This window comes from Pseudonocardia sp. 73-21 (assembly GCF_001899645.1).
GTDB lineage: Bacteria > Actinomycetota > Actinomycetes > Mycobacteriales > Pseudonocardiaceae > Pseudonocardia.
The window spans coordinates 186,530-211,190 of record NZ_MKVV01000083.1 but is presented as its reverse complement, the minus strand read 5'-3'; the positions used below and the strand labels follow the sequence as shown (position 1 = coordinate 211,190).

General features: G+C 73.7%; 19 protein-coding genes. 8 read left to right on the top strand and 11 right to left on the bottom strand.

Annotated features, from left to right (window positions below; genetic code table 11):
- Positions 1-4 precede the first annotated feature (4 nt).
- Entirely contained in the window at positions 5-514 is a 510-nt protein-coding gene (locus BGP03_RS26825; protein WP_296369986.1) for an Lrp/AsnC family transcriptional regulator, read from the bottom strand.
- 67 nt (positions 515-581) lie between these two features.
- On the opposite strand from BGP03_RS26825, the gene ald reads away from it, so the two are divergent.
- The 4 genes from ald to BGP03_RS26805 are packed head-to-tail and all read left to right on the top strand — an operon-like array spanning position 582 to position 4,246.
- The gene (ald, locus tag BGP03_RS26820; RefSeq protein WP_296369984.1) at positions 582-1,682 is read left to right on the top strand and encodes an alanine dehydrogenase; all 1,101 of its coding nucleotides are present in this window, start codon (positions 582-584) and stop codon (positions 1,680-1,682) included.
- A gap of 37 nt (positions 1,683-1,719) precedes the next feature.
- Positions 1,720-2,769 (top strand): diacylglycerol kinase family protein, encoded by a 1,050-nt coding sequence (locus BGP03_RS26815; protein ID WP_296369982.1) that lies wholly within the window; start codon positions 1,720-1,722, stop codon positions 2,767-2,769.
- Positions 2,769-3,518, top strand: coding sequence for a precorrin-6A synthase (deacetylating) (gene cobF, locus BGP03_RS26810; RefSeq protein WP_296369979.1), 750 nt, complete (start codon positions 2,769-2,771; stop codon positions 3,516-3,518). Before BGP03_RS26815 ends, cobF begins: the two co-directional genes overlap by 1 nt.
- The gene (locus tag BGP03_RS26805; protein ID WP_296369977.1) at positions 3,515-4,246 is read left to right on the top strand and encodes a cobalt-precorrin-6A reductase; all 732 of its coding nucleotides are present in this window, start codon (positions 3,515-3,517) and stop codon (positions 4,244-4,246) included. The genes cobF and BGP03_RS26805 overlap by 4 nt, the downstream gene beginning before the upstream one ends.
- 44 nt (positions 4,247-4,290) lie before the next feature.
- Here BGP03_RS26805 and BGP03_RS26800 read toward each other — a convergent pair whose 3' ends face one another.
- Positions 4,291-5,325, bottom strand: coding sequence for a DNA polymerase IV (locus tag BGP03_RS26800; RefSeq protein WP_296369975.1), 1,035 nt, complete (start codon positions 5,323-5,325; stop codon positions 4,291-4,293).
- A 179-nt stretch (positions 5,326-5,504) separates the two neighbouring features.
- Positions 5,505-7,571: a SpoIIE family protein phosphatase gene (locus BGP03_RS26795; protein WP_296369974.1), complete on the bottom strand. Its 2,067-nt coding sequence runs from the start codon at positions 7,569-7,571 to the stop codon at positions 5,505-5,507.
- 116 nt (positions 7,572-7,687) lie between these two features.
- Here BGP03_RS26795 and BGP03_RS26790 point away from each other — a divergent pair, with 116 nt between their 5' ends.
- Both BGP03_RS26790 and BGP03_RS26785 read left to right on the top strand, forming a co-directional pair.
- The gene (locus BGP03_RS26790; protein ID WP_296369972.1) at positions 7,688-12,097 is read left to right on the top strand and encodes a HAMP domain-containing protein; all 4,410 of its coding nucleotides are present in this window, start codon (positions 7,688-7,690) and stop codon (positions 12,095-12,097) included.
- Entirely contained in the window at positions 12,094-12,633 is a 540-nt protein-coding gene (locus BGP03_RS26785) for a response regulator (protein WP_296369970.1), read from the top strand. Before BGP03_RS26790 ends, BGP03_RS26785 begins: the two co-directional genes overlap by 4 nt.
- Here the strand turns inward: BGP03_RS26785 and BGP03_RS26780 are convergent.
- Together BGP03_RS26780 and BGP03_RS26775 are read right to left on the bottom strand one after the other, a co-directional pair.
- Positions 12,630-13,013 carry a VOC family protein gene (locus BGP03_RS26780; RefSeq protein ID WP_296369967.1) on the bottom strand — a complete coding sequence of 128 codons (384 nt, stop codon included), beginning with the start codon at positions 13,011-13,013 and terminating at the stop codon, positions 12,630-12,632. The genes BGP03_RS26785 and BGP03_RS26780 overlap by 4 nt on opposite strands.
- A gap of 379 nt (positions 13,014-13,392) precedes the next feature.
- A complete protein-coding gene (locus tag BGP03_RS26775; protein ID WP_296369965.1) occupies positions 13,393-14,445 on the bottom strand; it encodes an AbrB family transcriptional regulator in 1,053 nt (350 codons plus the stop codon).
- A 69-nt stretch (positions 14,446-14,514) separates the two neighbouring features.
- Here BGP03_RS26775 and BGP03_RS26770 point away from each other — a divergent pair, with 69 nt between their 5' ends.
- Positions 14,515-15,333, top strand: coding sequence for a class II aldolase/adducin family protein (locus BGP03_RS26770; RefSeq protein WP_296369964.1), 819 nt, complete (start codon positions 14,515-14,517; stop codon positions 15,331-15,333).
- Between the two features lie 191 nt (positions 15,334-15,524).
- Here BGP03_RS26770 and BGP03_RS26765 read toward each other — a convergent pair whose 3' ends face one another.
- The 3 genes from BGP03_RS26765 to metK all read right to left on the bottom strand — a co-directional run bounded on the left by BGP03_RS26765 (position 15,525) and on the right by metK (position 19,493).
- Positions 15,525-16,496, bottom strand: a complete 972-nt coding sequence (locus tag BGP03_RS26765) for a cation diffusion facilitator family transporter (protein ID WP_296369961.1) — start codon at positions 16,494-16,496, stop codon at positions 15,525-15,527.
- Positions 16,497-16,584: 88 nt separating this feature from the next.
- Positions 16,585-18,276, bottom strand: coding sequence for a formate--tetrahydrofolate ligase (locus BGP03_RS26760; RefSeq protein WP_298797620.1), 1,692 nt, complete (start codon positions 18,274-18,276; stop codon positions 16,585-16,587).
- Positions 18,273-19,493 (bottom strand): methionine adenosyltransferase, encoded by a 1,221-nt coding sequence (gene metK, locus BGP03_RS26755; protein ID WP_296369958.1) that lies wholly within the window; start codon positions 19,491-19,493, stop codon positions 18,273-18,275. Before metK ends, BGP03_RS26760 begins: the two co-directional genes overlap by 4 nt.
- Positions 19,494-19,684: 191 nt before the next feature.
- On the opposite strand from metK, the gene BGP03_RS26750 reads away from it, so the two are divergent.
- Complete coding sequence (locus BGP03_RS26750; protein ID WP_296369956.1) at positions 19,685-20,476, top strand: hypothetical protein; 792 nt, start codon at positions 19,685-19,687, stop codon at positions 20,474-20,476.
- Positions 20,477-20,735: 259 nt separating this feature from the next.
- Here BGP03_RS26750 and BGP03_RS26745 read toward each other — a convergent pair whose 3' ends face one another.
- Genes BGP03_RS26745 through BGP03_RS26735 form a run of 3 tightly spaced genes read right to left on the bottom strand, consistent with a single transcriptional unit; the run spans position 20,736 to position 24,353 of the window.
- Entirely contained in the window at positions 20,736-23,102 is a 2,367-nt protein-coding gene (locus BGP03_RS26745; protein WP_298797621.1) for a hypothetical protein, read from the bottom strand.
- Between the two features lie 45 nt (positions 23,103-23,147).
- Positions 23,148-23,273: a hypothetical protein gene (locus tag BGP03_RS26740; protein ID WP_296369952.1), complete on the bottom strand. Its 126-nt coding sequence runs from the start codon at positions 23,271-23,273 to the stop codon at positions 23,148-23,150.
- A gap of 12 nt (positions 23,274-23,285) precedes the next feature.
- Positions 23,286-24,353: an OmpA family protein gene (locus BGP03_RS26735; RefSeq protein WP_298797623.1), complete on the bottom strand. Its 1,068-nt coding sequence runs from the start codon at positions 24,351-24,353 to the stop codon at positions 23,286-23,288.
- Positions 24,354-24,661: the final 308 nt, after the last annotated feature.

The following is a 24,661-nucleotide window of genomic DNA, read 5'->3' as shown; positions in this document are numbered from 1 at the left end:
CACCTCAGACGCGGCGGCCGGCCGCCCTCGTGTGCTCGAAGATGAGGTTCGTCTCGGTGCCGGCGATCGCGGGGTTGCGGTTGAGGTGGTCGGCGACGAAGTCGCGCAGCTCGTCCGTGCTGGCCGTGGCCACGTGCACGAGGAAGTCGTTGGCGCCGGCCACGAAGTACACCTCCAGTACCTCCGGGCGTCGGCTCAGGGTGGCGACGAACTCGCGGATCGCGGTGCGGGCGTCGGGCTGCAGCCGGATCGCGATCATGGCCTGGAGGCCGTGGCCCAGCGCCCGGGGGTCGATGTCGGCGTGGTAGCCGCGGATCACTCCGCTGTCCCGCAGTGCCCGCACCCGGGCCAGACACGTGGACTGGGCGATGCCCACCCGCGCGGCCAGGTCCTTGTTCGAGATGCGGGCGTCGTCCACGAGGGCACGCAGCAGGGCGCGGTCGGTGCCGTCCAGGCGAACTTCCTGCGGTGGAAGGGCTTTCGCCGGGACTGCTCCCGCAGGTGGTAGCGGCATGACGGGCCTCCTGAGAATCATCTGCGGCTCGCTTGCAGCATATCGGCAGGATCTTCATTCTAGAGTGATGCGAATCGGTGTGCCCCGTGAGGTCAAGAACAATGAGTTCCGCATTGCGCTGACCCCCTCGGGGGCACACGAGCTCATCCGCTCCGGGCACGAGGTGCTCGTGGAGCAGGGGGCCGGGCTCGGCAGCTCCATCAGCGACGCCGACTTCGAGGCCGTCGGCGCCCACATCGTCGAGGACGCCGACAAGGTCTGGTCGTCCGCGGACCTGCTGCTCAAGGTCAAGGAGCCCGTCGCGCAGGAGTTCCACCGGCTGCGCGAGGGCCAGGTGCTGTTCACCTACCTGCACCTCGCCGCGTCGCTGGAGTGCACGCAGGCGCTGCTCGACTCCGGCACCACCGCCATCGCCTACGAAACCGTCCGGCTGCCCGACGGCTCCCTGCCGCTGCTCGCCCCGATGAGCGAGGTCGCGGGCCGCCTGGCCCCGCAGGCCGGCGCGAACGCGCTCCTGGCCGCGTCGGGTGGGCGCGGTGTGCTGCTGGGCGGCGTGCCCGGCGTGGCGCCCGCCACGGTCGTCGTCATCGGTGCCGGCGTCTCCGGCCAGCACGCCGTCGCGATGGCCGTCGGCCTCGGCGCCGACGTCACGGTCCTCGACCTGGACGTCGCCAAGCTGCGCCACCTCGACGAGCGCTACGCCGGCCGCGTCCGCACCCTCGTCTCGAACGCCCACGAGCTGGAGAAGGCCTGCCTCGAGGCCGACCTCGTCATCGGTGCCGTGCTCGTCCCCGGCGCCCGCGCGCCGCGCCTGGTCAGCAACGAGCTGGTCAGCCGGATGAAGCCGGGCTCGGTGCTCGTCGACATAGCCATCGACCAGGGCGGCTGCTTCGAGGACTCGCGCCCCACCACGCACGCCGATCCCACCTACCGGGTGCACAACTCGGTCTTCTACTGCGTCGCGAACATGCCCGGCGCGGTGCCGAACACCTCCACCTACGCCCTCACCAACGCCACGCTGCCCTACGTGCTGCGCCTGGCGAACCAGGGCTGGGAGGCCGCGCTGGCCGCCGACCCGGGCCTCGCCCGGGGCCTGTCCACCCACCGCGGTGCGCTCACCGACGAGCAGGTGGCCTCCGACCTGGGGCTGGAGTACACCGCTCCCTGACCGTTCGGGTAGTGGGCCCTCCACATAGGGTTCCGCCGTGCCTGCCGAGTGGTGGTTCGTCGCGCTTGCGGTGCTGGTCGCCGTCCTGGTCCTCGGGACCGTCGCGTTCGTGATCGGAAGGGAGCGGCGTGCCGTGGCCGCCCAGGACCGTCTGCAGGCCGAGGAGGAGGACCGGCCCGTCCCCGCCGTCGTCGTCAACCCGACGAAGATCGAGAACGGCACGCGGGACCGGATCGCGTCGGTCTGCACCGGTCTGGGCTGGGCCGAGCCGCTGTGGATCGAGACCACGGTGGACGACCCGGGCACCGGCCAGGCGCAGGACGCCGTGGACAAGGGCGCCGACGTGGTGCTGGCCTGCGGCGGCGACGGCACCGTCCGCGCGGTGGCCGAGGCCCTCGCGGGCACCGGGGTCGCGATGGGCCTCGTGCCGCAGGGCACCGGCAACCTCCTCGCCAAGACCCTCGGCACGCCGCTGGAGCTCGTCGCGGCCGTCCGGGTGGCGCTCACCGGCGACGACCGCCCCATCGACGTCGGCCGCATCCGGGTGGACGGCGCCGAGGACGAGCGCGTGTTCCTCGTCATGGCGGGCACCGGGTTCGACGCGGCGATCATGGAGAACACCCCCGAAGGGCTCAAGAGCCGGGTCGGGCCGCTCGCGTACGTCGTGTCGGGACTGCGGGCCATGCGCGGGCGCCGCACGCGCGTCACGCTCACCTTCGACGACGGTGAGCCGATGCGCCGCCGCACCCGCACGGTGCTCGTCGGCAACAGCGGCACCCTGCTCGGCGGCCTGGTGCTGATGCCGAAGGCCGAGATCGACGACGGGCGGCTCGACATCGTCAACATCGCGCCGACCGGTCTCGCCGGCTGGGTCGCGGTGGCGGCACGGATCGCGAGCCGCAAGCGCCGCGGGCACGAGCGGGTCGAGCACTGGCAGGCCACGTCGATCGTGATCGAGGCCGACGAGCCCCAGCCCTCCCAGATCGACGGCGACCCGATCGGCGAGGCCTCCGAGCTGCGGATGCGGATCGAGCCGGGCGCGCTGGTCGTGCGGGTGGCCGACCTCGCCGATCCGCCGGAGAGCTAGTGCGCACCGTCTACGTCATCGGCATCGGGGCGGGCGATCCCGACCATCTGACGTTGCAGGCCGTGGCCGCCATGAACCGCGTCGACGTCTTCTTCACGATCGACAAGGGCGAGGCGAAGTCCGACCTGGCCGCCCTGCGCACGGAGCTGCTGGCCCGGCACGTGACGCGTCCGCACCGGGTCGTCGGGGCCCCGGACCCCGAGCGTGACCGGGCCGCGGGGGCGTACGAGGCCGCCGTCGTCGACTGGCAGGACCGGCGCGAGGCCGTGTACGCCCGGATGATCACCGACGAGCTGGGGCCGGACGAGGTCGGGGCGTTCCTGGTGTGGGGCGACCCCGCCGTCTACGACGGTACCCTGCGCATTCTCGAGAAGATCGACGCGGTCCCGTTCGAGGTGGTCTCGATCCCCGGGATCAGCAGCGTGCAGGCCCTCGCGGCCGCGCACCGGTTGATCCTCAACCGGGTCGGGCGCCCGTTCACCGTCACCACCGGACGCCGGCTCGCCGCCGGGGGTTTCCCGGCCGACGCCGACGACGTGGTGGTGATGCTCGACTCCCGCAACGCGTTCGCCGACCTCCCCGACACCGACCTCGACATCTTCTGGGGCGCCTACGTCGGCTCGGCCGACGAGGTGCTCGTGCACGGCGACCTGCAGGCCGTGAAGGACGAGATCCGCGAGGTCTGGGCCCGGGAGCGGGCGCGCAAGGGCTGGATCATGGACACCTACCTGCTGCGGCGCCGGGAGTGAACGTCCTCGTCCTCGGCGGCACCGGGGAGGCGCGGCAGCTGGCGTCGGCCCTGCACGGACGGACCGGTTTCGCGGTCACCTCTTCGCTGGCCGGACGGGTGGCGGTGCCGTCACTGCCGTCGGGCGACGTGCGGATCGGCGGGTTCGGCGGGGCGGAGGGCCTGCGCCGCTGGGTCGTGGAGCACGCGGTCGACGCGGTGGTCGACGCCACCCACCCCTTCGCCCGCACGATGACCGACCACGCGGTGGCCGCCACCGCCGCGGCCGGGGTCCCGCTGCTGGTGCTGCGCCGCGCCGGCTGGGTCGCGGGCCCGGGGGACCGCTGGCACCGCGTCCCCGACGCCGCCGCGGCGGCGCGTCTCGTGGACGGCATGGGGGAGCGGGTGTTCCTCGCCACCGGCAGCGGGGACCTCGCCGCGTTCGCGGGGATGGACGGGCACTGGTTCCTCCTGCGGGCGGTGGACTCCCCACCCCCGCCGCTCCCGGACCGCCACCACCTCGTGCTGGACCGCGGCCCGTTCACCGCCGACGCGGAACGCGGCCTGCTGCGCGAGCACGGCATCGACGTCGTGGTCACCCGCGACAGCGGCGGGGCGATGACCGCGGCGAAGCTGGTGGCCGCCCGCGAGCTGGGCGTGGCGGTGGTGCTGCTGGACCGCCCGCCCGCCCCCGACGTGCCCACCGTGGCCACGGTGGACGAGGCCGTCCGCTGGCTGGAACGCCGCTGACGCGGCCCGTGCGCGGATAACGGTGTTCCCGCACCGATATCCGCTCACGACTGCGGGGTGAACTCCGCCCGCACCCCGAGCAGGCGGACCGCCCGGCCGGGGGTGAACAGGCCCAGCACCCGCAGGGCCGCCGCCTCCAACGCCGCCGCGTCCGTGGTGGGCGCCTCCAGCGTGGCGCTGCGGGTGCGGGTGGTGAACGGCGCGAAGCGGACCTTCACCGCCACCCGCGCCACGTCGCGCTCCTCCTTCAGGAGGTCGGCCGCCACCTGCCGGGCCAGCGTCACCACCTCGGCCCGGACGTCGTCCCAGTCGGTGAGGTCGGCCGGGAACGTCGTCTCGTGGCTCAGCGAGCGCCGCACCCACGGCGTGCCCTCGACCACCGTGCGCCCGATGCCCCGGCCGAGCTGCACGTAGTACGGCCCCATCGTCGGGCCGAGGTCGGCGGCCAGCGCGGCCGGGTCCGTGGCGGCGAGGTCGGCCACGGTGTGGATCCCGCGCCCGGTGAGCTTCGCCGCGGTCTTCGGCCCGACGCCCCACAGCGCCCGCGTGGGCCGGTGCGCCATCACGGCGTCCCAGTTCTGCGCGGTGAGGGTGAACACCCCCGAGCCGTCGGGCGGCTTCGCGAACTCCGTCGCGGTCTTCGCGCGCAGCAGGTTGTCACCGATCCCGACGCAGCTGTGCAGCCCGGTCGCCTCGAGCACCGCCCGCCGCACATCCTGCGCGAACGCCACCGGGTCGTCGGCCTCCACGCCGAGGAACGCCTCGTCCCAGCCCATCACCTCGACGACCGCGTCCAGGCCGCGCAGCACGTCCATCACCCGCCCGGACGCCTCCTCGTACGCGGGCTTGTCGCTGGGCAGGAACACCGCGTCGGGACAGCGCTTCAGGGCGGTGCGCAGCGGCATCCCGGACCGGACGCCGAACTCCCGCGCCGCGTACGACGCCGTGGCCACCACCCCGCGCCGGGTCGGGTCGCCCTGGCCGCCCACGACGACGGGCCGCCCGGCGAGCTCCGGGCGGCGCAGCATCTCGACGGCCGCGATGAACTGGTCGAGGTCGACGTGCAGCACCCGGTACACGGTGCGCTGTCTACCGGGTGGCGGGCGGCGCCACCAGTCGCGCCACGGACGAGGCGACCCGCAGCGAGCCGATCCCGGTGGGGTGGAACGGGAACGGGTCGGCGAGCCCCTGGATGTCGGGTCCCGGCCCGTCGCCGCCCGCACAGCGGGCGCAGTGCCGGCCGCCACTCCCTTCGGGCTCAGGGCGTCGCCCGCACCGCCAGCAGGGCGATGTCGTCGCCGCGCCGGTCGCGGGAGAAGCGCTCCACCTCCTCGCGGACCGCCGCCACCACCTGCGCGGCGCCGCCCCCGGCCGCGCCGGCGGCCGCCGCGAGCAGCCGGTCGGCGCCGAAGTGCTCGTGGCGGCGGCGGCGCTCGGTGACCCCGTCGGTGTAGGCCAGCAGGGTGTCGCCCGGGGCGAGGTGGTGGTGCGTGGTCTCCAGCGTGATGCCCGGGATCAGCCCGACGGCGGTGCCGAACCGGCCCACCAGCTCCGCCGTGCCGTCCGCCCGGACGACCGCCGGCTGCAGGTGCCCCGCCAGTACCAGCGCGACGTCCAGGCCGGGCGGGCCGCCGGGCCGCGGCCGGCTGACCATCGCCGTGGCCAGCGTGCAGTACTGCAGCGGGTCGCCCGCCTCCATCATGACGTCGTTGAGCATCAGCACGGCGTCCTGCGGCGTGCGGCCGCCGCGCACCAGCACGCGGAGCACGTCGCGGACCAGGCCGGTGCGGGCCGCGGCGCGGGCGCCCTTGCCGCAGACGTCGCCGATGGACACGAGCCAGTGCGACGGGTCGACGGTCAGCACGTCGTAGAAGTCGCCGCCGACGTCGCTGCCGGTGCTGGCGGGCAGGTACTCGGCGGCGAAGTCGACGCCCGGCGCGATCGGCAGGGCGCGGGGGAGCAGGGCATGCTGCAGGGCCTGCGACACCGCCACGTGCGCGGCGGTGCTCTGCGCGTTGTGGATCGCGAGCGCGGCGCGGCGGGCGATGTCCCCGATCAGCACGACGTCCTCGGGGCTGTGCGGCCGCCCGTCGGGCCGCCCGACCACCAGCGTGCCGATCGTCGCGCCGCGGGCCCGCAGCGCCACGGCGAGACCGTCGGTGGGCACCGCGAACCGCGCCGGGTTCCGGCCGTCGCGGATCAGCGCCGAGAGCTCCGTGCGCAGCTGCGCGGGCAGGCCCGGGCGGGCGTCGGGATCGAGGACGGCGCGCAGCTCGGTGAGCTCGTTCTCGTCGGCGTGGGTGAAGGCGGCCAGCCGCAGGCGCCCGGCCTGGTCCACCAGGTGCACCGCGCACCACCGGCCCAGCCGCGGGACCACCACCTGCGGGACCACGGCCACCGCCAACTCGACGTCGAGCGACTGGCCCAGCAGCTCGCTGGTCTCGGCGAGGTAGGTCATCCAGGCCCGGCGGCGCTGGTCGACCTCGCGCAGCCACCGCGACTCGACGGCCATCGCGACGCGGTAGGCGATGAGCTCGACGAGGTCGCGGGTGCGCTCCTCCTCGGGCGGGCCCGCCGTGACGACCTCCAGGGTGCCGCGCAGCGGCGGCGTGAGCGGCAGCGGCACGGCGACGGTGGTGCCGATCCCGGCCCCGTCGCGCGCCACCTCCTGCGGCCCGGAGCCGTCGCCCTCGTCGACCTCGACGCGCACGGCGTCGGCACCCAGCAGCTCGCGCAGCCGCCGCAGCAGCTCGCTGACGAGCTCCATCGGCTGCAGCCGGTCGACCAGTGCCGGTGGCACGTGCAGCAGCCAGCGGGCCTGCTCGGCCTCGGACCACACCCGCTGGGCCCACTCGCCCTGCGCCCGTTCCGTGTCGCCGCGCCGCGGCGCGGCGGTGACCGTGGGCCGGTCCATCACGAACCAGATGGCGTGCCGCCCGTCGGACTCGTGCCGAGTGCCCCACCGCGACGCCAGCCGCGCCACCATCTCCAGGCCGCGGCCGTGCGAGGCCGCGCGCCCGTACTGCCGACGCGGCTGGGCGAGGTGCAGCTCCAGCGGGCCGGCACCGCGGTCGGTGACGGCGACGGTCAGCGCCGTGTCGTCGACGGTCAGCTCGAGCTCGAACTCCGTGCCGGCGTGGATCGCCGCGTTCTCGCAGAGCTCGCTGGCCAGCAGGACGGTGGTGTCCACCAGGTCGGCGTCGACCCCGTCCGCGTCGACGCCGCTGCCGGGCGCGGCGAGCGCGTCCTGCAGCATCCGTCGGGCGCGGCCCGCGGAGCGTGCGTCGGGCGGCAGCCGGATCCGCCGTTCGTACGAAGCGAGCACGGGGTGCAGTCTGCCCCGTCGTGCCCGAGCACGCCGCCCGGGTGATGTGCCCCATGGCCTAGGCTGGTCGCCTACCGTGACGGAGTGCGTGCGGGTCGCACGGGGAGGGCGGCGGTATGACGGCGGCACGGCGGGGGCGGCCCGGGGACGAGACGGTCGACCAGGCGCCCGACGCGGTGCTGAACGAGCTGGCCGAGGCGCTGTCGCAGATCCGTCAGGGCCGCTTCGACGTGCGCCTCAAGCACCGTGACGGCGCCGCGGGCGAGGTGGTCGACCAGTTCAACGAGATGGTCACGCTGCAGCAGCGCCGCAACCGCGACCTGCTGCGCATCGGCCGGGTCGTCGGCCGTGAGGGCAAGATGACCGACCGGATCGACGAGGAGTCCTACGACGGCGACTGGGCCGCGGGCGCCCGGGCCGTCAACGCCCTGATCGACGACCTCGCCGCCCCCACCGCCGAGATCGCGCGCGTCATCGAGGCGGTCGCCGAGGGCAACCTGTCCGAGCACATGGCCCTGGAGATCGAGGGCAGGCCGCTTCGCGGCGAGTTCCGGCGCATCGGGCGCACCGTCAACACGATGGTCGACCAGCTCTCCAGCTTCGCCGACGAGGTCACCCGGGTGGCGCGCGAGGTGGGCACCGACGGGCGTCTCGGGGGCCAGGCCGACGTGCGCGGCGTCGCGGGCACCTGGAAGGACCTCACCGACTCGGTCAACACGATGGCCTCCAACCTCACCAACCAGGTGCGGTCGATCTCCAGCGCCGCCACGGCCATCGCCCAGGGCGACCTCTCGAGCACCATCACCGTCAACGCCCGGGGCGAGGTGGCCGAGCTCGCCGACACGATCAACGCGCTGACGTCCACGCTGCGGCTGTTCGCCGACGAGGTGACCCGGGTCGCCCGCGAGGTGGGCACCGACGGGCGCCTCGGGGGGCAGGCGGCCGTGCCCGACGTCGCGGGCACGTGGAAGAACCTCACGGACGCGGTGAACCTCATGGCCACCAACCTCACCGACCAGGTGCGCGGCATCGCGCAGGTGGCCACGGCGGTGGCGTCCGGCGACCTGTCGCAGAAGATCACGGTCGACGCCCGCGGCGAGATCCTGGAGCTCAAGTCGACGGTCAACACGATGGTCGACCAGCTCTCCAGCTTCGCCGCGGAGGTCACGCGGGTGGCGCGCGAGGTCGGCACCGACGGCCGGCTCGGCGGCCAGGCCACCGTCGCGGGGGTCTCGGGCACGTGGCGCGACCTCACCGAGAACGTCAACCAGCTCGCGTCCAACCTCACGGGGCAGGTGCGCAACATCGCGCAGGTCACCACGGCGGTGGCGCGCGGCGACCTGTCGCAGAAGATCACCGTGGACGCGTCCGGGGAGATCCTGGAGCTCAAGTCGACGGTCAACACGATGGTGGACCAGCTCTCCAGCTTCGCCGACGAGGTCACCCGCGTGGCCCGCGAGGTCGGCACCGAGGGCCGCCTCGGCGGGCAGGCCGAGGTGGAAGGCGTGGCCGGCACCTGGCGCAACCTCACCGACAACGTCAACTACATGGCCTCCAACCTCACGGGCCAGGTGCGAAACATCGCGCAGGTCACCACGGCGGTGGCGCGCGGCGACCTGTCGCAGAAGATCACCGTCGACGCCCGCGGCGAGATCCTCGAGCTCAAGAGCACCGTCAACACGATGGTCGACCAGCTGCAGAGCTTCGCCGACGAGGTCACGCGCGTGGCCCGCGAGGTGGGCACCGAGGGCAAGCTCGGCGGGCAGGCCGAGGTCGAGGGCGTCGCGGGCACGTGGCGCGACCTCACCGAGAACGTCAACGAGCTGGCGTCCAACCTCACGCGCCAGGTGCGCAACATCGCCCAGGTCACCACGGCGGTCGCGCAGGGCGACCTGTCGCAGAAGATCACGGTGGACGCCCGCGGCGAGATCCTGGAGCTCAAGTCGACGGTCAACATCATGGTCGACCAGCTGCAGAGCTTCGCCGACGAGGTCACCCGCGTGGCCCGCGAGGTCGGTATCGAGGGCAAGCTCGGCGGGCAGGCGGAGGTGAAGGGCGTCGCAGGCACGTGGCGCGACCTCACCGAGAACGTCAACGAGCTGGCGTCGAACCTCACCGGGCAGGTCCGCAACATCGCGCAGGTCACCACGGCGGTGGCCCGCGGCGATCTCTCGCAGAAGATCACCGTCGACGCGCGGGGGGAGATCCTGGAGCTCAAGTCGACGGTGAACACGATGGTCGACCAGCTCTCCAGCTTCGCCGACGAGGTCACGCGCGTGGCCCGCGAGGTGGGCACCGACGGGATGCTCGGCGGGCAGGCCCAGGTCCGCGGCGTGTCCGGCACCTGGCGCGATCTCACCGAGAACGTCAACCAGCTCGCCTCCACACTCACCACGCAGCTGCGGGCGATCTCCGCGGTGTCCACGTCGGTGGCCAGCGGCGACCTCACCCAGCAGATCAGCGTGGCGGCCCGCGGCGAGGTCGCCGACCTCAAGGACACGATCAACCAGATGATCGTGACGCTGCGCGAGACCACCACCGAGAACCAGGGCCAGGGCTGGCTCGACTCCAACCTCGCTCGCATCAGTGAGCTGCTGCAGGGCCAGCGGGACCTCGGCGCGGTCTGTCAGATGATCATGAATGAGGTCGCGCCGCTGGTGAACGCGCAGGTCGGCGCGTTCTTCCTCGCGGTGCCGGGCGACCCGGAGCCCCGTTGGGTGATCCACGGCGGCTACGCGCTCGCCGCCGCGGACGGGCTGTCGTTCGCCGCGGGCGAGGGGCTGGTCGGCCAGGCCGCCGCCACCCGCCAGGCCATCCACGTGGAGAACGTGCCGGGCGGCTACCTCCCGATCCGCTCCGGCGTCGGCTCGGCCGCACCGCACGCCGTGGTGGTGCTGCCCGTCCAGTTCGAGGGCGAGTGCCTGGGCGTGATCGAGCTGGGTTCGGTGTCGCCGTTCTCGGCCCTGCACCTGACGTTCCTGGAGCGGCTGGTGGCCTCGATCGGTGTCGCGATCACCACCATCCAGGCCAACCGCCGCACGGAGGAGCTGCTGGTGCAGAGCCAGGGTCTGGCGATGGAGCTGCAGGACCAGTCGGCCGAGCTGCAGCGGGCGAACGCCGAGCTGGAGGAGAAGGCCGAGCAGCTCTCGGAGCAGAACCGCAACGTCGAGATCAAGAACATGGAGATCGACGCGGCGCGGCGCGGCGTGGAGGAGAAGGCGCAGCAGCTGGCGCTGGCCAGCCAGTACAAGTCCGAGTTCTACGCGAACATGAGCCACGAGCTGCGCACGCCGCTCAACTCGCTGCTCCTGCTCTCCCGGTTGCTCGCCGACAACTCCGACGAGAACCTGACGCCGCGGCAGATCGAGTTCGCCAGCACCATCCACGGGGCCGGATCGGACCTGCTGCGCCTGATCGACGACATCCTGGACCTGTCGAAGATCGAGGCCGGGCGGGTGGACGTCGAGGCCACCGCGGTGGAGCTCGCGGGCGTCTGCACCGACGTCTCCCAGACCTTCGGGCCCCAGGCCGAGCACAAGGGCCTGCAGCTGCACGTCTCCGCGGCCGACGACCTGCCCGAGACGATCACCACCGACGGGCAGCGACTGGGCCAGATCCTGCGCAACCTGCTGGCCAACGCCGTCAAGTTCACCGAGTCCGGGCAGGTGGAGCTGACGATCTCCCGCGCTCCGCGCGGCACGCTGCACGGCGTGGCCGGCCTGGACGGCGCCGGTTCGGTGATCGCGTTCGCCGTGCGCGACAGCGGCATCGGCATCCAGAACGACAAGCTGGACATGATCTTCGAGGCGTTCCAGCAGGCCGACGGCACCACAAGCCGCAAGTACGGCGGCACCGGGCTGGGCCTGTCGATCTCCCGGGAGCTGGCCCGGATGCTGGGCGGCCGCATCGACGTGACGTCCGAGGTGGGAGTGGGATCGGTGTTCACGCTGCTGCTGCCCGACCACCTGCCCAGCGTCACGGCCGCGGCCGCGCGCGTGACGCCGCGCCGCCCGCCCGAGTCGGTGCCCTCGTCCGGCCCGCCACCGGCGCCGTCGTCGGGCCCGATCCTGCGCACCGCGCCCGGGGGAGCGGCCGGGGTGCGCGCCGCCCCGCAGCTCACCGGGGCCACCGTGCTCATCGTGGACGACGACGTGCGCAACGTGTTCGCGCTGACCAGCGCGCTGGAGATGCACGGGCTCACCGTGCTCTACGCCGACAACGGCGCCGAGGGCATCCGGCTGCTCGCCCAGCACCCGGAGATCGACGTGGTGCTGATGGACGCGATGATGCCCGACCTCGACGGCAACGAGACCACCCGCCGCATCCGGGCCATGCCGGGCGGGCGCGACCTGCCGGTGGTGTTCCTCACGGCCAAGGCGATGCCGGGCGACCGCGAGTCGAGCCTGGCCGCCGGCGCCACCGAGTACGTCACGAAGCCGGTGGACCTCGACGCGCTGCTGGCCCTGATGGCGACGTGGGTGGAGCCGAAACCGAAGCGCCGCCGCGGCGGGAGGGCGCGCACATGACCCGCCCCACGGCCCGCGTGCTGGCGGTGGACGACCGCCGCGAGAACCTCCTGGCGCTGCAGGCGATCCTCGAGGGGCTGCCGATCGAGGTCGTGTCCGTGAGCAGCGGCGAGGACGCGCTCAAGAAGCTGCTCACCGAGGACTACGCGGTGATCCTGCTCGACGCCCACATGCCCGGCATGGACGGCTTCGAGACCGCCGGCCACGTCAAGCAGCGGGAGCGTACCCGGCACATCCCGATCCTGTTCCTCACGGCTGTGGACTACGACCCGCATCTCGCGTTCCGCGGCTACCAGGCCGGGGCCGTGGACTACATCACCAAGCCCTTCGACCCCTGGGTGCTGCGCTCCAAGGTGGCGGTGTTCGTGGACCTGTGGACGATGCAGGTGCAGCTCGCCGACCGGGGCGCGGAGTGCGAGGACCTCCGCGGGGCCGTGGCCGACGCGCTGGACCTGCTCGGCGACGGCCCCGTGCCCGACCCGGACGCCGTCAAGCAGGCCCGCGAACGCCTGGCCGAGGTGCAGCAGCGCCGTTAGCCCTGCTGGTCGCCGGGAGGGCAGGCGCACAGGCAGAAGGGGTGCCCGGCGGGGTCGAGGAACACGCGGAACGTGGTGCCCGGCTGTACCGCGTGCCTGATCGCCCCGATGGCCAGCACCTGCTCCTCGGCGACGTCGAGATCGGGCACGTCGACGTCGAGGTGGAACTGCTGCGGGTGCTCGTGGCCCGGCCAGATCGGCGGCACGTGGTCGGGGGCGAGCTGGAAGGCGAGATCGACCCCGCCGATGGGGGCGAGCTGGACCCAGTCGTCCTCGGTGCGCGTGATGGGCACGTCGAGCAGGGCGCTGTAGAACTCGGCGGTGCGGAGCGGCTCGCGGCAGTCCAGGACGACGGCTCCGAGGGTGGCGATGGCGGTCATGATGCGGACGCTAACCGGACCCACCGACAGAATCAGTCCGATTTCAGCACGTAGGCCGCGCCCGGGCCGCGTCGAAGCCCATGGTGCGGGCCGAGCCCCCGGCCCGGACGGGGTCGGCGCACGCGTCGGGCAGGGGGCTGTCCGGCACGGGGCCGGCCGGGTCTCGACCTGCGCGCCCACCCCGGCCGCGTCCGCGTCGGCGCGGAGCCGGGCCAGGAACGACTCGTGGGTGTCGATCCCGGTCACGTGCCCGCCGGTCGTGCCCCCGTGTCCGGAACGGCCGGCGTGCTCGGCCGGCTCGCGGTGCTGGCCGGGGCCACCGCCACGGCGTGCGCGATCGCCCGCTGGACGGGGCTCGTGTCCTACGCCGCGGCCGCGGTCACGGTGTGGTCGGGGCGCGCCGCAGCGTCCGGGCGAGCGCGGGCGCCACGAGCAGCATGACGATCACCCGCAGCACCTGCACCGCCACCACGAACGTCACGTTCGTGCCCGCCGATATCGCCGTGGCCAGCACCGCGTAGACCCCGCCGGGGGTGGTGGCCAGGTAGCCCTCGAGCAGGGTCACCCCGGTGATCTGCGACAGCAGCACGCCCAGCCCCGCGCAGGCCGCGATGATCCCGACGATGAGCGCGAACGCCAGCGGGAGCACGCCGACCACCAGACGCAGGCTGGCGCGCGTGAAGCGCACCCCGGCCTGCCAGCCGATCACGGCGTAGGCGATCTCGACGAGCAGGTCGGGCGGGGTGGCGCCGAGCGACCATCCCGCCAGGTTGAGCGCGATCGCCACCACCATCGGGCCCAGCAGCCCACCGGCCGGCACCCGCGTGATCCGGGCCAGCAGCAGCCCGGCGGCCATGCACACGACCAGGAACCCGACGTCGAGGTACCAGGGGGCGTCGACACCGGCCGGGGCCTGCGCGCCGCCGCCCACGCCGAACGCGAGCGCGGCCACCAGCGGCATCGTCGCCGTGACGACGCCGACCCGCAGGTACTGCACCACGGCGACCACCCGCTCGTCGCCCCCGAGTTCCCGGCTGATCGCCACCAGGCCCGACGCGCCGCCCGCGGTGAGCGCGAGCATCCCGGTGAGTGGCGACACGCCCCTGCGCAGGCCCAGGAGCAGGCCCGCGCCCATGCTGACGGCCAGGGTTCCGGCGCCCACGAGCAGCACCGGCAGCCAGTCCTGCGCGATCCCCGCGAGCGTCGAGGGCCGGGCGAGCACGCCGATGACGACGCCGATCACCGCCTGACCCGCGGTCGTCGCGGCCGTCGGCACGGTGGCCGGTGCCGTCCCCAGCAATGCCAGGACGGTGGCCACCAGCAGGCCGGCGAACAGGGCGGGCGAGGGCACCGACAGCGCGGCCAGGCCGAGCGTCAGGGGCACGGTGCACGCGGCCAGCAACAGCCAGCGCCACCACTGCCGGGTCTCCATCGCCGTCGATCCTCCGCCTCCGGGTGCACACTGGGGCGGAGACATCGGTCACCGACAAGGGGGAGCAACGTGACGCAGACCCAGGACACCCCGTTCGACCAGGCGCCCAGCGCCCGCACGCTCTACATGGCGACGCCTCCGACGTTCGAGACCGTCGAGGAGGAGCGCGCCCACCGCAAGGCCAAGCTCGCGGCCGCGTTCCGGATGTTCAGCCGCGCGGGCCTCGACGAGGGCGTCGCCGGTCACATCACCGTGCGCGACCCGGAGGCGCCCGACACGTTCTGGGTCAACCCCTTCGGCCACCACTTCTCGATGATGCGCAGCAGCGACCTCGTGCGCGTCGACGAGGACGGACAGGTCGTCGAGGGTGAGCGCGCCGTCAACGGGGCCGCGGTGGCCATCCACTGCGCCGTGCACGCCGCCCGTCCGGACGTGCTGGCCGCCGCCCACGCGCACGGTCCCGCCGGCAAGACGCTGTCGAGCCTGGAGATGGGGATCGAGCCCCTGACGCAGGACTCCTGCGCGTTCTACGAGGACGTGGGCGTGCACGACACGTTCACCGGCGTGGTGCTCGACCGCGAGGAGGGCCGCCGCATCGGCGTCGCCCTGGGCAGCCACAAGGCCGTGATCCTGCGCAACCACGGGATGCTGACCGTCGGCACCAGCGTCGACAGCGCCGCCTGGTGGTTCCTCACGCTGGAGCGCACGGCGCAGTGCCAGCTCAACGCCTACGCCGCGGCCGCCGGGCTCGGGAAGCCGCCGCGGCAGATCTCCCGCGAGGAGGCCGAGCTGACCCGCAGCCAGGTCGGCTACGAGTTCGCGGGGTGGTTCCAGTTCCAGCCGATCTGGGAGCGGATCAGCCGCGACGAGCCGGAGCTGTTCGAGTAGGCAGGTCCAGGACGCCGAACCGGTGGTGGCGCCAGATCCGCCGCGATGCCTCCTCGGGTAGGGCGCGGTTCCGGACTGCGAGCCACGCGACCGTGCGCCGTCGCGCCCGCGGCGCGGGCACGGGCGGATTCCGCGAGGTGGACACCATCTGGCAGGTGCTCCCCGACCGCGTGCTGCTCGCCGTCCGCCAGTCAGCCCAGCAGCTCGCCGTAGCGGGCCTGGACCCGCGCCCGCAGCTCGGGATCGTTGCGCGGCACCGGGGTCAGGAAGATCTCGTCCAGGTCGGGGAACGCACTGCGCAGCTCCTCGTCCATCCGCACGCAGGCGTTCTCGATCTCGTCGGAGGTCGAGCGGTCGTCGAAGTCCAGCCGGGCGCCGAGCAGGACCCGGTCGGTGCCGGTGAGCATCGTCAGGATGTCCACCACGGCCACCACCTCGGACTGGTCGCGCAGCCACGTCGTCACATCCGCGACCAGCTGGGGATCGGCCTGGCGCCCGATCAGCAGGGCCATGTTGGAGCGGCCCAGCCCGTAGGCGACGACGACGAGCAGCAGCCCGATCGCGAGCGAGGCGATCCCGTCCCAGACCGGGTAGCCGGTGAGCTGCGTGAGCGCCAGGCCGGCGAACGCGAGCAGCAGCCCGACGAGTGCCGTGCTGTCCTCGAACAGCACGGTGGTGACCGTCGGGTCGTCGGAGCGGCGCAGGTAGGTGCGCAGGCCCACCTGCTGCTCGCTGCGCTCCCGGCGCACCTGACGGACGGCCTGCACCAGCGACGTGCCCTCCATCAGGAAGGCGACGGCCAGCACCACGTACGCCACGACCACGTTCTGGTGCTCCTCCGGCTCGCCCGCCAGCGTCGTCACGCCCTGGTAGATCGAGAACAGCGCGCCGGCGGTGAAGATCGAGACCGAGGCGAGCAGCGACCAGAAGTACCGCTCCTTGCCGTAGCCGAACGGGTGGCTGCGGTCGGCGGGCCTGGCCGAGCGCTTCAACGCGGTGAGCAACAGCAGCTCGGTGCCGGTGTCGCCGACGGAGTGGGCGCCCTCCGACAGCATCGCGGAGCTGCCCGTCAGCACGCCGGCCACGAGCTTGGCGATCGCGACCCCGATGTTGGCCGCCATCGCCAACAGGACGGTCAGGGTGCTCTCTCCGGATTTCGCCACCCCGTCAGGTACCCGCTGCGCGCGGATCCACGCGTGGACGTGACGTACGGAATGCGCGTGGTACGCCCATCCGGGGCCGGTCCGCGGGTCACGACAGGTTGACGATCTCCCCGTTGGCGTCGAGGTCGATCGCGTGGGCCGCGGGATGGGCCCCGAGGCCCGGCATCGTCCGCATGTCGCCGCAGATCGGGTACACGAACCCCGCCCCCACCGACGCGCGGACCTCGCGCACCGGCAGCCGCCAGCCGGTCGGCGCCCCGCGCAGCGCGGGGTCCGAGGAGATCGACAGGTGGGTCTTCGCGATGCACACCGGCAGCGCCCCGAAGCCGTTGCGCTCGAACGAGTCCACCTGCCGGGCGGCCGGGACGGTGTAGTCCACCCCTTCGGCCCCGTAGACCTCCGTGGCCACGGTCTCGATCTTCTCCCGCAGCGTGGCCGAGTCGGGGTAGAGGAACCGGAACTGCGACGGCTCCTCGCACGCCTCCGCGACGGCGTCGGCGAGATCGGTGGCCCCGGCGCCGCCGTCGGCGAAGTGGGTGCAGACCGCCGAGCGGGCCCCCATCGACGCCGCGATCTCCGCGATGGCCGCGAGCTCGGAAGGGTGGTCGTCGGGGAACGCGTTGATCGCGACCACCACCGGCACCCCGTGGATCCGGACGTTCTCGATCTGTTTGCGCAGGTTGGCGCCGCCCTCGTGCACCTCGTCCGGGTTCTCGGCGAGCAGTGCCCCGGGCAGCGGGCGCCCGGCCACCACCGTGTGCCGGCCCGAGTGCACCTTCAGCGCCCGCACCGTGGCCACGACGACCGCCGCGTCGGGCGTCAGGCCCGAGGCGCGGCACTTGATGTTGAAGAACCGCTCGGCGCCCATGTCGGCGCCGAACCCGGCCTCGGTGATCAGGTACTCGCCGGTGTGGATGCCGATGAGATCGGCGATCACCGAGGAGTTGCCGTGGGCGATGTTGCCGAACGGCCCCGCGTGCACGAGCACGGGCGTGTTCTCCAGCGTCTGCAACAGGTTGGGGGCCATGGCGTCGCGCATGATCACCGCCATCGCGCCGGCGCCGCCGACGTCCTCGGCCGTGACGGGCTTGCCGGCAACCGTGTAACCGACGACGATGCGGCCCATCCGCTCGCGCATGTCGGGCACCGAGCGGGCCAGCGCGAAGATGGCCATGACCTCCGACGCCGCCGTGATGTCGAAGCCGGTCTGGCGCGGCACGCCGTCCAGGCGCGACCCGAGCCCGGAGACGATGTTGCGCAGCGCGCGGTCGTTGACGTCGAGCACGCGACGCCAGGTGATCTCGTGCGGGGCGAGCTCGGCCTCGTTGCCCTGGAACAGGTGGTTGTCGACGATCGCCGAGAGCATGTTGTGCGCCGCGGTGACCGCGTGGAAGTCGCCCGTGAGGTGCAGGTTGAGCGTCTCCATGGGCACGACCTGGCTGTACCCGCCGCCGGCGGCACCGCCCTTGATGCCGAACGTCGGCCCCATCGACGGCTGGCGCAGCGCCACGGTGGCCCGGCGGCCGGTGCGCGCCATGGCCTGGCCCAGCCCGACGGTGGTGGTGGTCTTGCCCTCGCCGAGCGGTGTGGGCGTGACGGCCGAGACCACCACGTACTTGGCCTTCGGGCCGTCCGCCAACTCCTCGACGGCGGCGAGGTCGATCTTGGCGACGGCGCGGCCGTAGGGGAGCAGCAGCCGCTCGTCGATCCCCATACCGCCGGCGATCTCCGACAGCGGCCGCAGGGAGGCCGCCTTGGCGATGGCGAGATCGGAGTTCACAGACCGGCCGCCGCGCGCAGCTCGTCGGCCTTGTCGGTGATCTCCCACGTGAAGTCGGGGTCGTCGCGGCCGAAGTGGCCGTACGCGGCGGTCTTGGCGAATATCGGGCGGTTGAGCTGCAGGTGGCGGCGGAACGCGGCGGGGCGCAGGTCGAAGTGCTCGTCGACGAGCTTGCGGATGGTCGAGAGCGGCACCTGCTCGGTGCCGAACGTCTCCACCAGCAGCGACAGCGGCCGCGCCACGCCGATGGCGTAGGCGACCTGCACCTCGACCTTGTCCGCCAGCCCGGCGGCCACGATGTTCTTGGCGACCCAGCGCGCGGCGTAGGCGGCCGAGCGGTCCACCTTGGAGGAGTCCTTGCCGGAGAACGCGCCGCCGCCGTGGCGGGCGAAGCCGCCGTACGTGTCGACGATGATCTTGCGTCCGGTCAGGCCCGCGTCGCCCACGGGGCCGCCGATGACGAAGCGGCCCGTCGGGTTGACGTAGTAGTTCTCCCGAAGCTCCTCCGGCGAGTAGAGCTCCGCCGGGATCTCCGGCACCACCACGTGCTCCCAGAGGTCGGCCTTGATCTGCGCGGTCTCGACCTCCTCGGCGTGCTGCGTGGAGATGAGGATCTTCTCGACGCCCACGGGCTCGCCGTCGCGGTAACGGACCGTGACCTGGGTCTTGCCGTCCGGGCGGAGGTAGGGCAGCGTGCCGTCCTTGCGTACCGCGGCGAGGCGCCGCGACAGGCGGTGGGCCAGCGCGATCGGCAGCGGCATGAGCTCGGGGGTCTCGCGGCAGGCGAAGCCGAACATCATGCCCTGGTCGCCGGCGCCGTCGCTGTCGAGCTCGTCCTCCGACAGCGTGCCCTCGACCACGCGGTTCTCGTACGCCTGGTCGACGCCCTGGGCGATGTCGGGGGACTGCTTGTCCAGCGTGATCATGACGGCGCAGTGGTGGCCGTCGAAGCCGTACTCGCCGCGGTCGTAGCCGATGCCGTTGACGGTGGTGCGCACGATGTCGGCGAAGTCGATCTGCGCGGAGGTGGTGATCTCGCCGGCCACCACGACGAGCCCGGTGGTGATCAGCGTCTCGCAGGCGACGCGCGAGGTGGGGTCGCCGGCCAGCGCGGCGTCGAGGATGGCGTCGGAGATCTGGTCGGCCATCTTGTCCGGGTGGCCCTCGGTGACGGACTCGGACGTGAACAGGTGCTCGTTCTCGGCCAACGGGATCATGTGCAGTTCTCCTCCTCGGGGCGGCTGCCCTCTCGTCCATCACGTGCGGGACGATCATCCTGCGTGGCGCGCGGTCCGGTCATGATCAACGTGCGTTGACGTGACGCAGATCACGCAGTACCTTCGGCACCCGCAGATGCGCGCCCCTGGACGTCACCGTACGACTGATCCGATTCGGAGTGCGTACACCCATGGCTGCCTACGATCCGCGGACCGCCACCGGTTTGCCCACCGAGCCCGTCGGCTCGCTGCCGGCCGGCGTGGTGGACGGCCACGGCCGGCAGCTGTCGAAGCACGCGGCCGGCCCGGTGACGAGGTCGATGCCCCACGCCACGGACCCGGTGGAGCAGGCCGTGATCGCGCCGTCGATGCTCGCGCTGCTCCACCCGTCGAAGGACCCGGTGGGGGGCTGCAGCCGCGAGGAGTTCGAGGCCGCCCTGGTCGACGAGTGCGGGCAGGACATCCGCCCGGCGTCCGCCGCGGGGGCCGGGCGGGTGCCGGTGATCTTGACCCTGGGCCGCCTCGCCACCCGCGAGAGCCCGCGCAACCCGTGGACCGGCGCCGGGCTGCCGCCGCACTTCGTCGAGCTGAACAACCGCGTGATGGCCCGGTTCACCGCGGGGGAGCGCGTGACCATCGACATCCACACCGGCCCGGGCGGCGACCGCGACTCCGTGCCCTCCGCGGGCGGGCACCTGCGCTCCGACACCGACGGCGTGGTGCAGGTGGCCTACCCCGGCTCGACGGTGACGCCGTCGCCGCGGGTGGAGTCGTCGCAGGAGATCACCCACCACCTGGTCCGGGTGGCGAACGTCATCGACCGCAACCAGATCGGCCAGACCGACGACTGCGGCTTCCCGCCCTTCCCGATCGACGAGAAGCCCGACCACGGCTCGCCCGACCACGCCCGCAACATGGCGTTCGGCGCGATCGCGGCCCGGGTGCAGGGTTCGCGGCCGGCCGCGGAGAAACCGGGTCTCTGAGCTTCGTGGCGATCACGGCGCCCGGTGGAGGATTCCCCCGCCGGGCGCCGTTGCACGTGGTGGGGCCACTCGGTCCTCGCGGCGACGAACGACAGGTCGGTGGCGCGCATCCTGGCGGCAAGCCCGCACCCGCCCTCGGTCGCCGATGATCGCCGTGCGCCGCACGTCATCGCCCCGGGGCGGTCTGAAGATCGCCACGAGCCGCACCGTGGTGCCCCGGACCGGGCGCTGCGGTGCGGCTCGTAGCGATCAAGGACGGCTACGTGCGCTGCCAGGCGGTGAAGCCCGCCGCCTGGGCATCGGACTCGTGGATGAACCACACCTCGGCCTTCGTCCGCCCGTAGTAGGGGGAGGTGGGCAGGTGGTATAGCATCGAGTCCTCGTTGCCCTTGATCATGAACGCCGGGGTGGGCGCGGAGCCGTCCGCGTTCGGCGTGGCGGAGCCCGGGTAGGGGCCCGCCTCGAACGTCGGAGCCTGGACGAGCCCCTGGACCGCGGCCCGCTTGCGGTTGCGGTGCCACGGCTGGAACCCGGCCGCTTCCGCCGCCTCGGCCGTGGCGAACCACGCCTCGGCCCGCGTGCGCACGTAGTAGGGCGACTCCGGCGCGTGGTAGAGCATCGAGTCGGCGTTGCCCTTGATCGTGTACTCGGCCCCCGGCGCCGATCCGTCCGACGCGGGGTGCGCCGAGCCGGGGCCGTACGGGGTACCGGCCGTGGCCGAATCCGGGTCGGAGCCGTGGGCGGCGGCCAGACCGGCCACCCCCGGCGCGCCCGCCCCCGCCGCGACGCCTGCTGCGGCGGGCGATCCGGGGCCCGCCGGCTCGCCCCTGCCGCCGGCCGCGGCGTCCCCGGTGGGGGCTCCGGTCCCGGTGTGCTCGGGGCCCGGGCTGTCGGACCCCGGGCTGCCGGAGGCGGGGTGGTCGGACCGCGGGCCGTCGGACGCGAGGCTGTCGGGACCCGGAATGCCGGACCCCGGGATGCCGGACGCTGAGGTGTCTGACGCTGAGGTGTCTGACGCTGAGGTGTCTGACGCGGCGCTGTCCGACGCGGCGCTCTCGGGGCCGCTGGTGCCCGAGCCGCTGGTGCCCGAGCCGCTGGTGTCCGAGCCGCTGGTGTCCGTGCCGGTGGTGCCCGGGTCAGTGGCAGCCGAGCCGGTGGTGTCGGCGAGGGCGTGCGCTCCCACCGCTCCCACCACCGCGGTGCCGGCAGTGGCGAGGTCGCCGGACGGTGCGTCGGTCTGCTCCGACCCGACGTCGGTGGCTGCCGTGTTGGTGGCTGCCGTGTCGGTGGTGGCCGGGGCCGCCGGGTCCGGGGCGGGACCCACCGCGCCCGACGCCGGTGTCGCGACGGCCGGGTTCGTTGTGGTGGGAGCGTCGGAAGCCGCCACATCCGAGGTCGGGAACTCCGACGGCCCCACCTCATCGGCCGGGGTGTGAGCGGTCGTCGCATCGGCGGTCGGCGCGTCCCCGGCCGCTGCGTCTGCTGACGGTGCACCTGCCGGCAGTGCATCGGCGTCCGGCGTGGTGGCGGGGGGCTGGGCCCCGGCCGTGGTCGGCTCCGCCGAGCCGAGGCCGGCCACACCCAGCGCGCCCGCCCCTGCCGCGAGACCGACCGTCCCCGCCGACCCGTCGCCGGTGGCGGAGGCGGCGTCCGTGGGGGACGGGGCTGCCGCGTCGGTTGCGGTAGCGACCGCCGGGTCCAGGGAGTCGATTCCAGAAGGGGCGGTGGTGCCGGGGGCGTCGGTTGCGGAGGCGTCCTCCGCGTCCGGGGTGCCGGCCGCGGCCGGCGGGATCGCCTCGTCGGATGCCCCGGTCGTGTCGGTGTCCGTGGCGGGCGTGGTCGGGAACTCCGTGGTGGGGTCGTCGGCCGGGTCCGGGACCTGGCCGTCGCCGGAGGTCCCGGCGGGCGCGCCCGCTCCACCCTGCGCGGCGGGCTCGGCCGCGGTGGCGGCAGCAGCGGATCCTGCCTCGCCACCGCTCTCGCTACCGCCGTGACCGGCGATCGCGGCCGCACCCAGCGCTGCGGCGCCGCCTGCCGCGAGACCCGCGGCCGCCGCTCCGGAACCGGTCGCGCTGCCGTCCCCGACGACGTTGCCGTCGCCGGACACGTTGCCGTCGCCGGACACGTTGCCGTCGCCGACCTGGTCGCGGTCGCCCGTCGTGATGGTCTCGGTCGGGGAGTCGTCGGCCGGTGCGGGGGCCCCGCTCTCGCCGAGGGCGACCAGCGGTGCGGTGCGGTCGTCGGCACCTCGTGCGATGGTGCCGGTGTCGAGCGTGCTGAGGGCGGGGTCGACCGCCGGGAGCTGCTCGGTCACCGGCTCCGGCTCGGCCGTGTGGTCGGACGCGGCGGCGTGCTCGGCCACCGCCGCTGCGGCGAGGCCGGCACCGCCCAGACCGACCGCGGCCGCGGCCGGCACGGTGCCGAGCACCGCCGTGTCCTCGTCGCCGGTGGGGCCGGTGTCCCCGGCCGGGCCGGGAGCGGCGTCGGCAGCCGGCGTCGCACCCCGGCTCTGCAGCGCGCGGAGCCTGCGCTGCTGCGGGCGGACGAGGAACAACCACGCCAGCAGGACGCCGACGAGGAACGCGATCAGGTACCAGAGCCAGGTCTGGCCGTAGAGCCACGACACGGGGAACGTCCTCCAGGGGGAAGGGGGGAGCGGCGGGGGAAGGGATCAGGCGGAGTCGAGCGCGTCGGCGGCACGACGCACAGGGCGGGCCCAGAACAGCCAGCCGGCGAGCACACCGAGCGCGAGCGCGACGATGATCCAGACCCAGACCTGGGTGAACAACCAGAGCATGACGGTCCCTCCTCAGACGACGGTGATGACGACGCGGCGGGCGGGACCCTCGCCCTTGCCGGCGGCGGTGATGTGGTCGGCCGCGACGCCGCCGGCCACCAGCGCGTCGCGGACGGTGCCCGCGCGCTGGTCCGACAGCTGCTGGGCCGTGAGCTTCCCGTTGCCCTTGCCGGGCGCGACGAAGCCGTCGACCTCGACACGGGCTCCCGGTGCGGCCTTGAGCAGGTCGAGCACCGTCGCGACCGTGCCGCTGCCCTGCGGGGTGAGCTGCGGGCTGTCCGGTTCGAACGCGATCGGCGCGCCGGCCAGCAGAGCCGAGATCGACGACTGGAGCTGCTGCTTCGTGGCCGCGTCGAGGTCGCCCCCGGTCGCGGTGGCCGCGGCGACGGTGAGCTGGTCGTCGACGGTGGCACCCGGCAGCGCCGCGGCCACGGCCTTCGCCGCGGCGGCCTTGGCGGCCTCGTCGGCGACGGCGCCGCTGAGCGTCACACCGGACGGCGCGATCGACACGGCCGCGCTGCCCGTCCCGGCGGCGACGGCCGCGGCGGCCGCCCCGACCGACGTGCCGTCGACACCCGCGGGCAGGGGTGCACCCGGGGTGACGGTGAGCTGGTCGACGACCCCGCGTCCGGCGGCCTGCGCGGTGGCGGCGGCCACGAGCTGGGCGCGCTGGTCGTCGGAGCCGACGACACCGGTGAGAACGAGGTTGTCGCCCTGGTGGGCGATCCCGAACGGCTGGGCCGCGACCGCGGGAGCACCGCCGCCGTTGCCGCCGCCGCCCCCGGAGCCGGGCGCGGGGAAGGCGGCGACCCGCACCCCGGTGACCGCCTGCACCGCGTCGATGGCGCGCTGCCGGTCGGCCCCGGCGGGGATGCCGGTGATCGTCGCGTCGCGGCCGTCGAGCGACAGCGCCGCGCCCGGGAACCCGGCGGCCGCGAGAGCCTCGGTGCCGGTCCTGGTCAGCTCGGTCTCGATCTGCGGCCGGGGCCACAGGAGCGTCAGCCCCGCCAGCACCGTGGGGACGACCACCGCCGCCGCCGCGAGCGGCAGCCAGGCGGGTCGGGTGGCACGCTCGGACACTGCACTGTCGGCCGCTGCTTGATCGGACACTGGGCCCTCGCATCTCGGGAGTCGATCGGAGAGGGGGGCCTGCGCCCCCCGACGCCAGGTGCACGGGCGATGAGGCTGTCACCGCCTGTAACCGCCCGAAGGCTCGACCATCCGGATAACGGAGCGGTGACGGTGCGGACACGGGTTGTCGAACTCCGCGGAAGATCGTTCAGCGGCGGGCTCCGTCGGACGGACGGTCGGGTACGGCCGATCGGAGCAGTACCGTCCGTGGCCGATCCGGCCGGGCGACGCGCGTCACCCCGGCATAGCGCGCGAGC

Excerpts from the sequence above, each read along its gene's own strand:
- ald (WP_296369984.1), top strand. The coding sequence starts at position 582 with ATGCGAATCGGTGTGCCCCGTGAGGTCAAGAACAATGAGTTCCGCATT.
- BGP03_RS26825 (WP_296369986.1), bottom strand. The coding sequence starts at position 514 with ATGCCGCTACCACCTGCGGGAGCAGTCCCGGCGAAAGCCCTTCCACCG.
- metK (WP_296369958.1), bottom strand. The coding sequence starts at position 19,493 with ATGATCCCGTTGGCCGAGAACGAGCACCTGTTCACGTCCGAGTCCGTC.
- BGP03_RS26780 (WP_296369967.1), bottom strand. The coding sequence starts at position 13,013 with ATGACCGCCATCGCCACCCTCGGAGCCGTCGTCCTGGACTGCCGCGAG.
- BGP03_RS26775 (WP_296369965.1), bottom strand. The coding sequence starts at position 14,445 with ATGGAGACCCGGCAGTGGTGGCGCTGGCTGTTGCTGGCCGCGTGCACC.
- BGP03_RS26740 (WP_296369952.1), bottom strand. The coding sequence starts at position 23,273 with ATGCTCTGGTTGTTCACCCAGGTCTGGGTCTGGATCATCGTCGCGCTC.
- BGP03_RS26785 (WP_296369970.1), top strand. The coding sequence starts at position 12,094 with ATGACCCGCCCCACGGCCCGCGTGCTGGCGGTGGACGACCGCCGCGAG.
- BGP03_RS26750 (WP_296369956.1), top strand. The coding sequence starts at position 19,685 with ATGGCTGCCTACGATCCGCGGACCGCCACCGGTTTGCCCACCGAGCCC.
- BGP03_RS26790 (WP_296369972.1), top strand. The coding sequence starts at position 7,688 with ATGACGGCGGCACGGCGGGGGCGGCCCGGGGACGAGACGGTCGACCAG.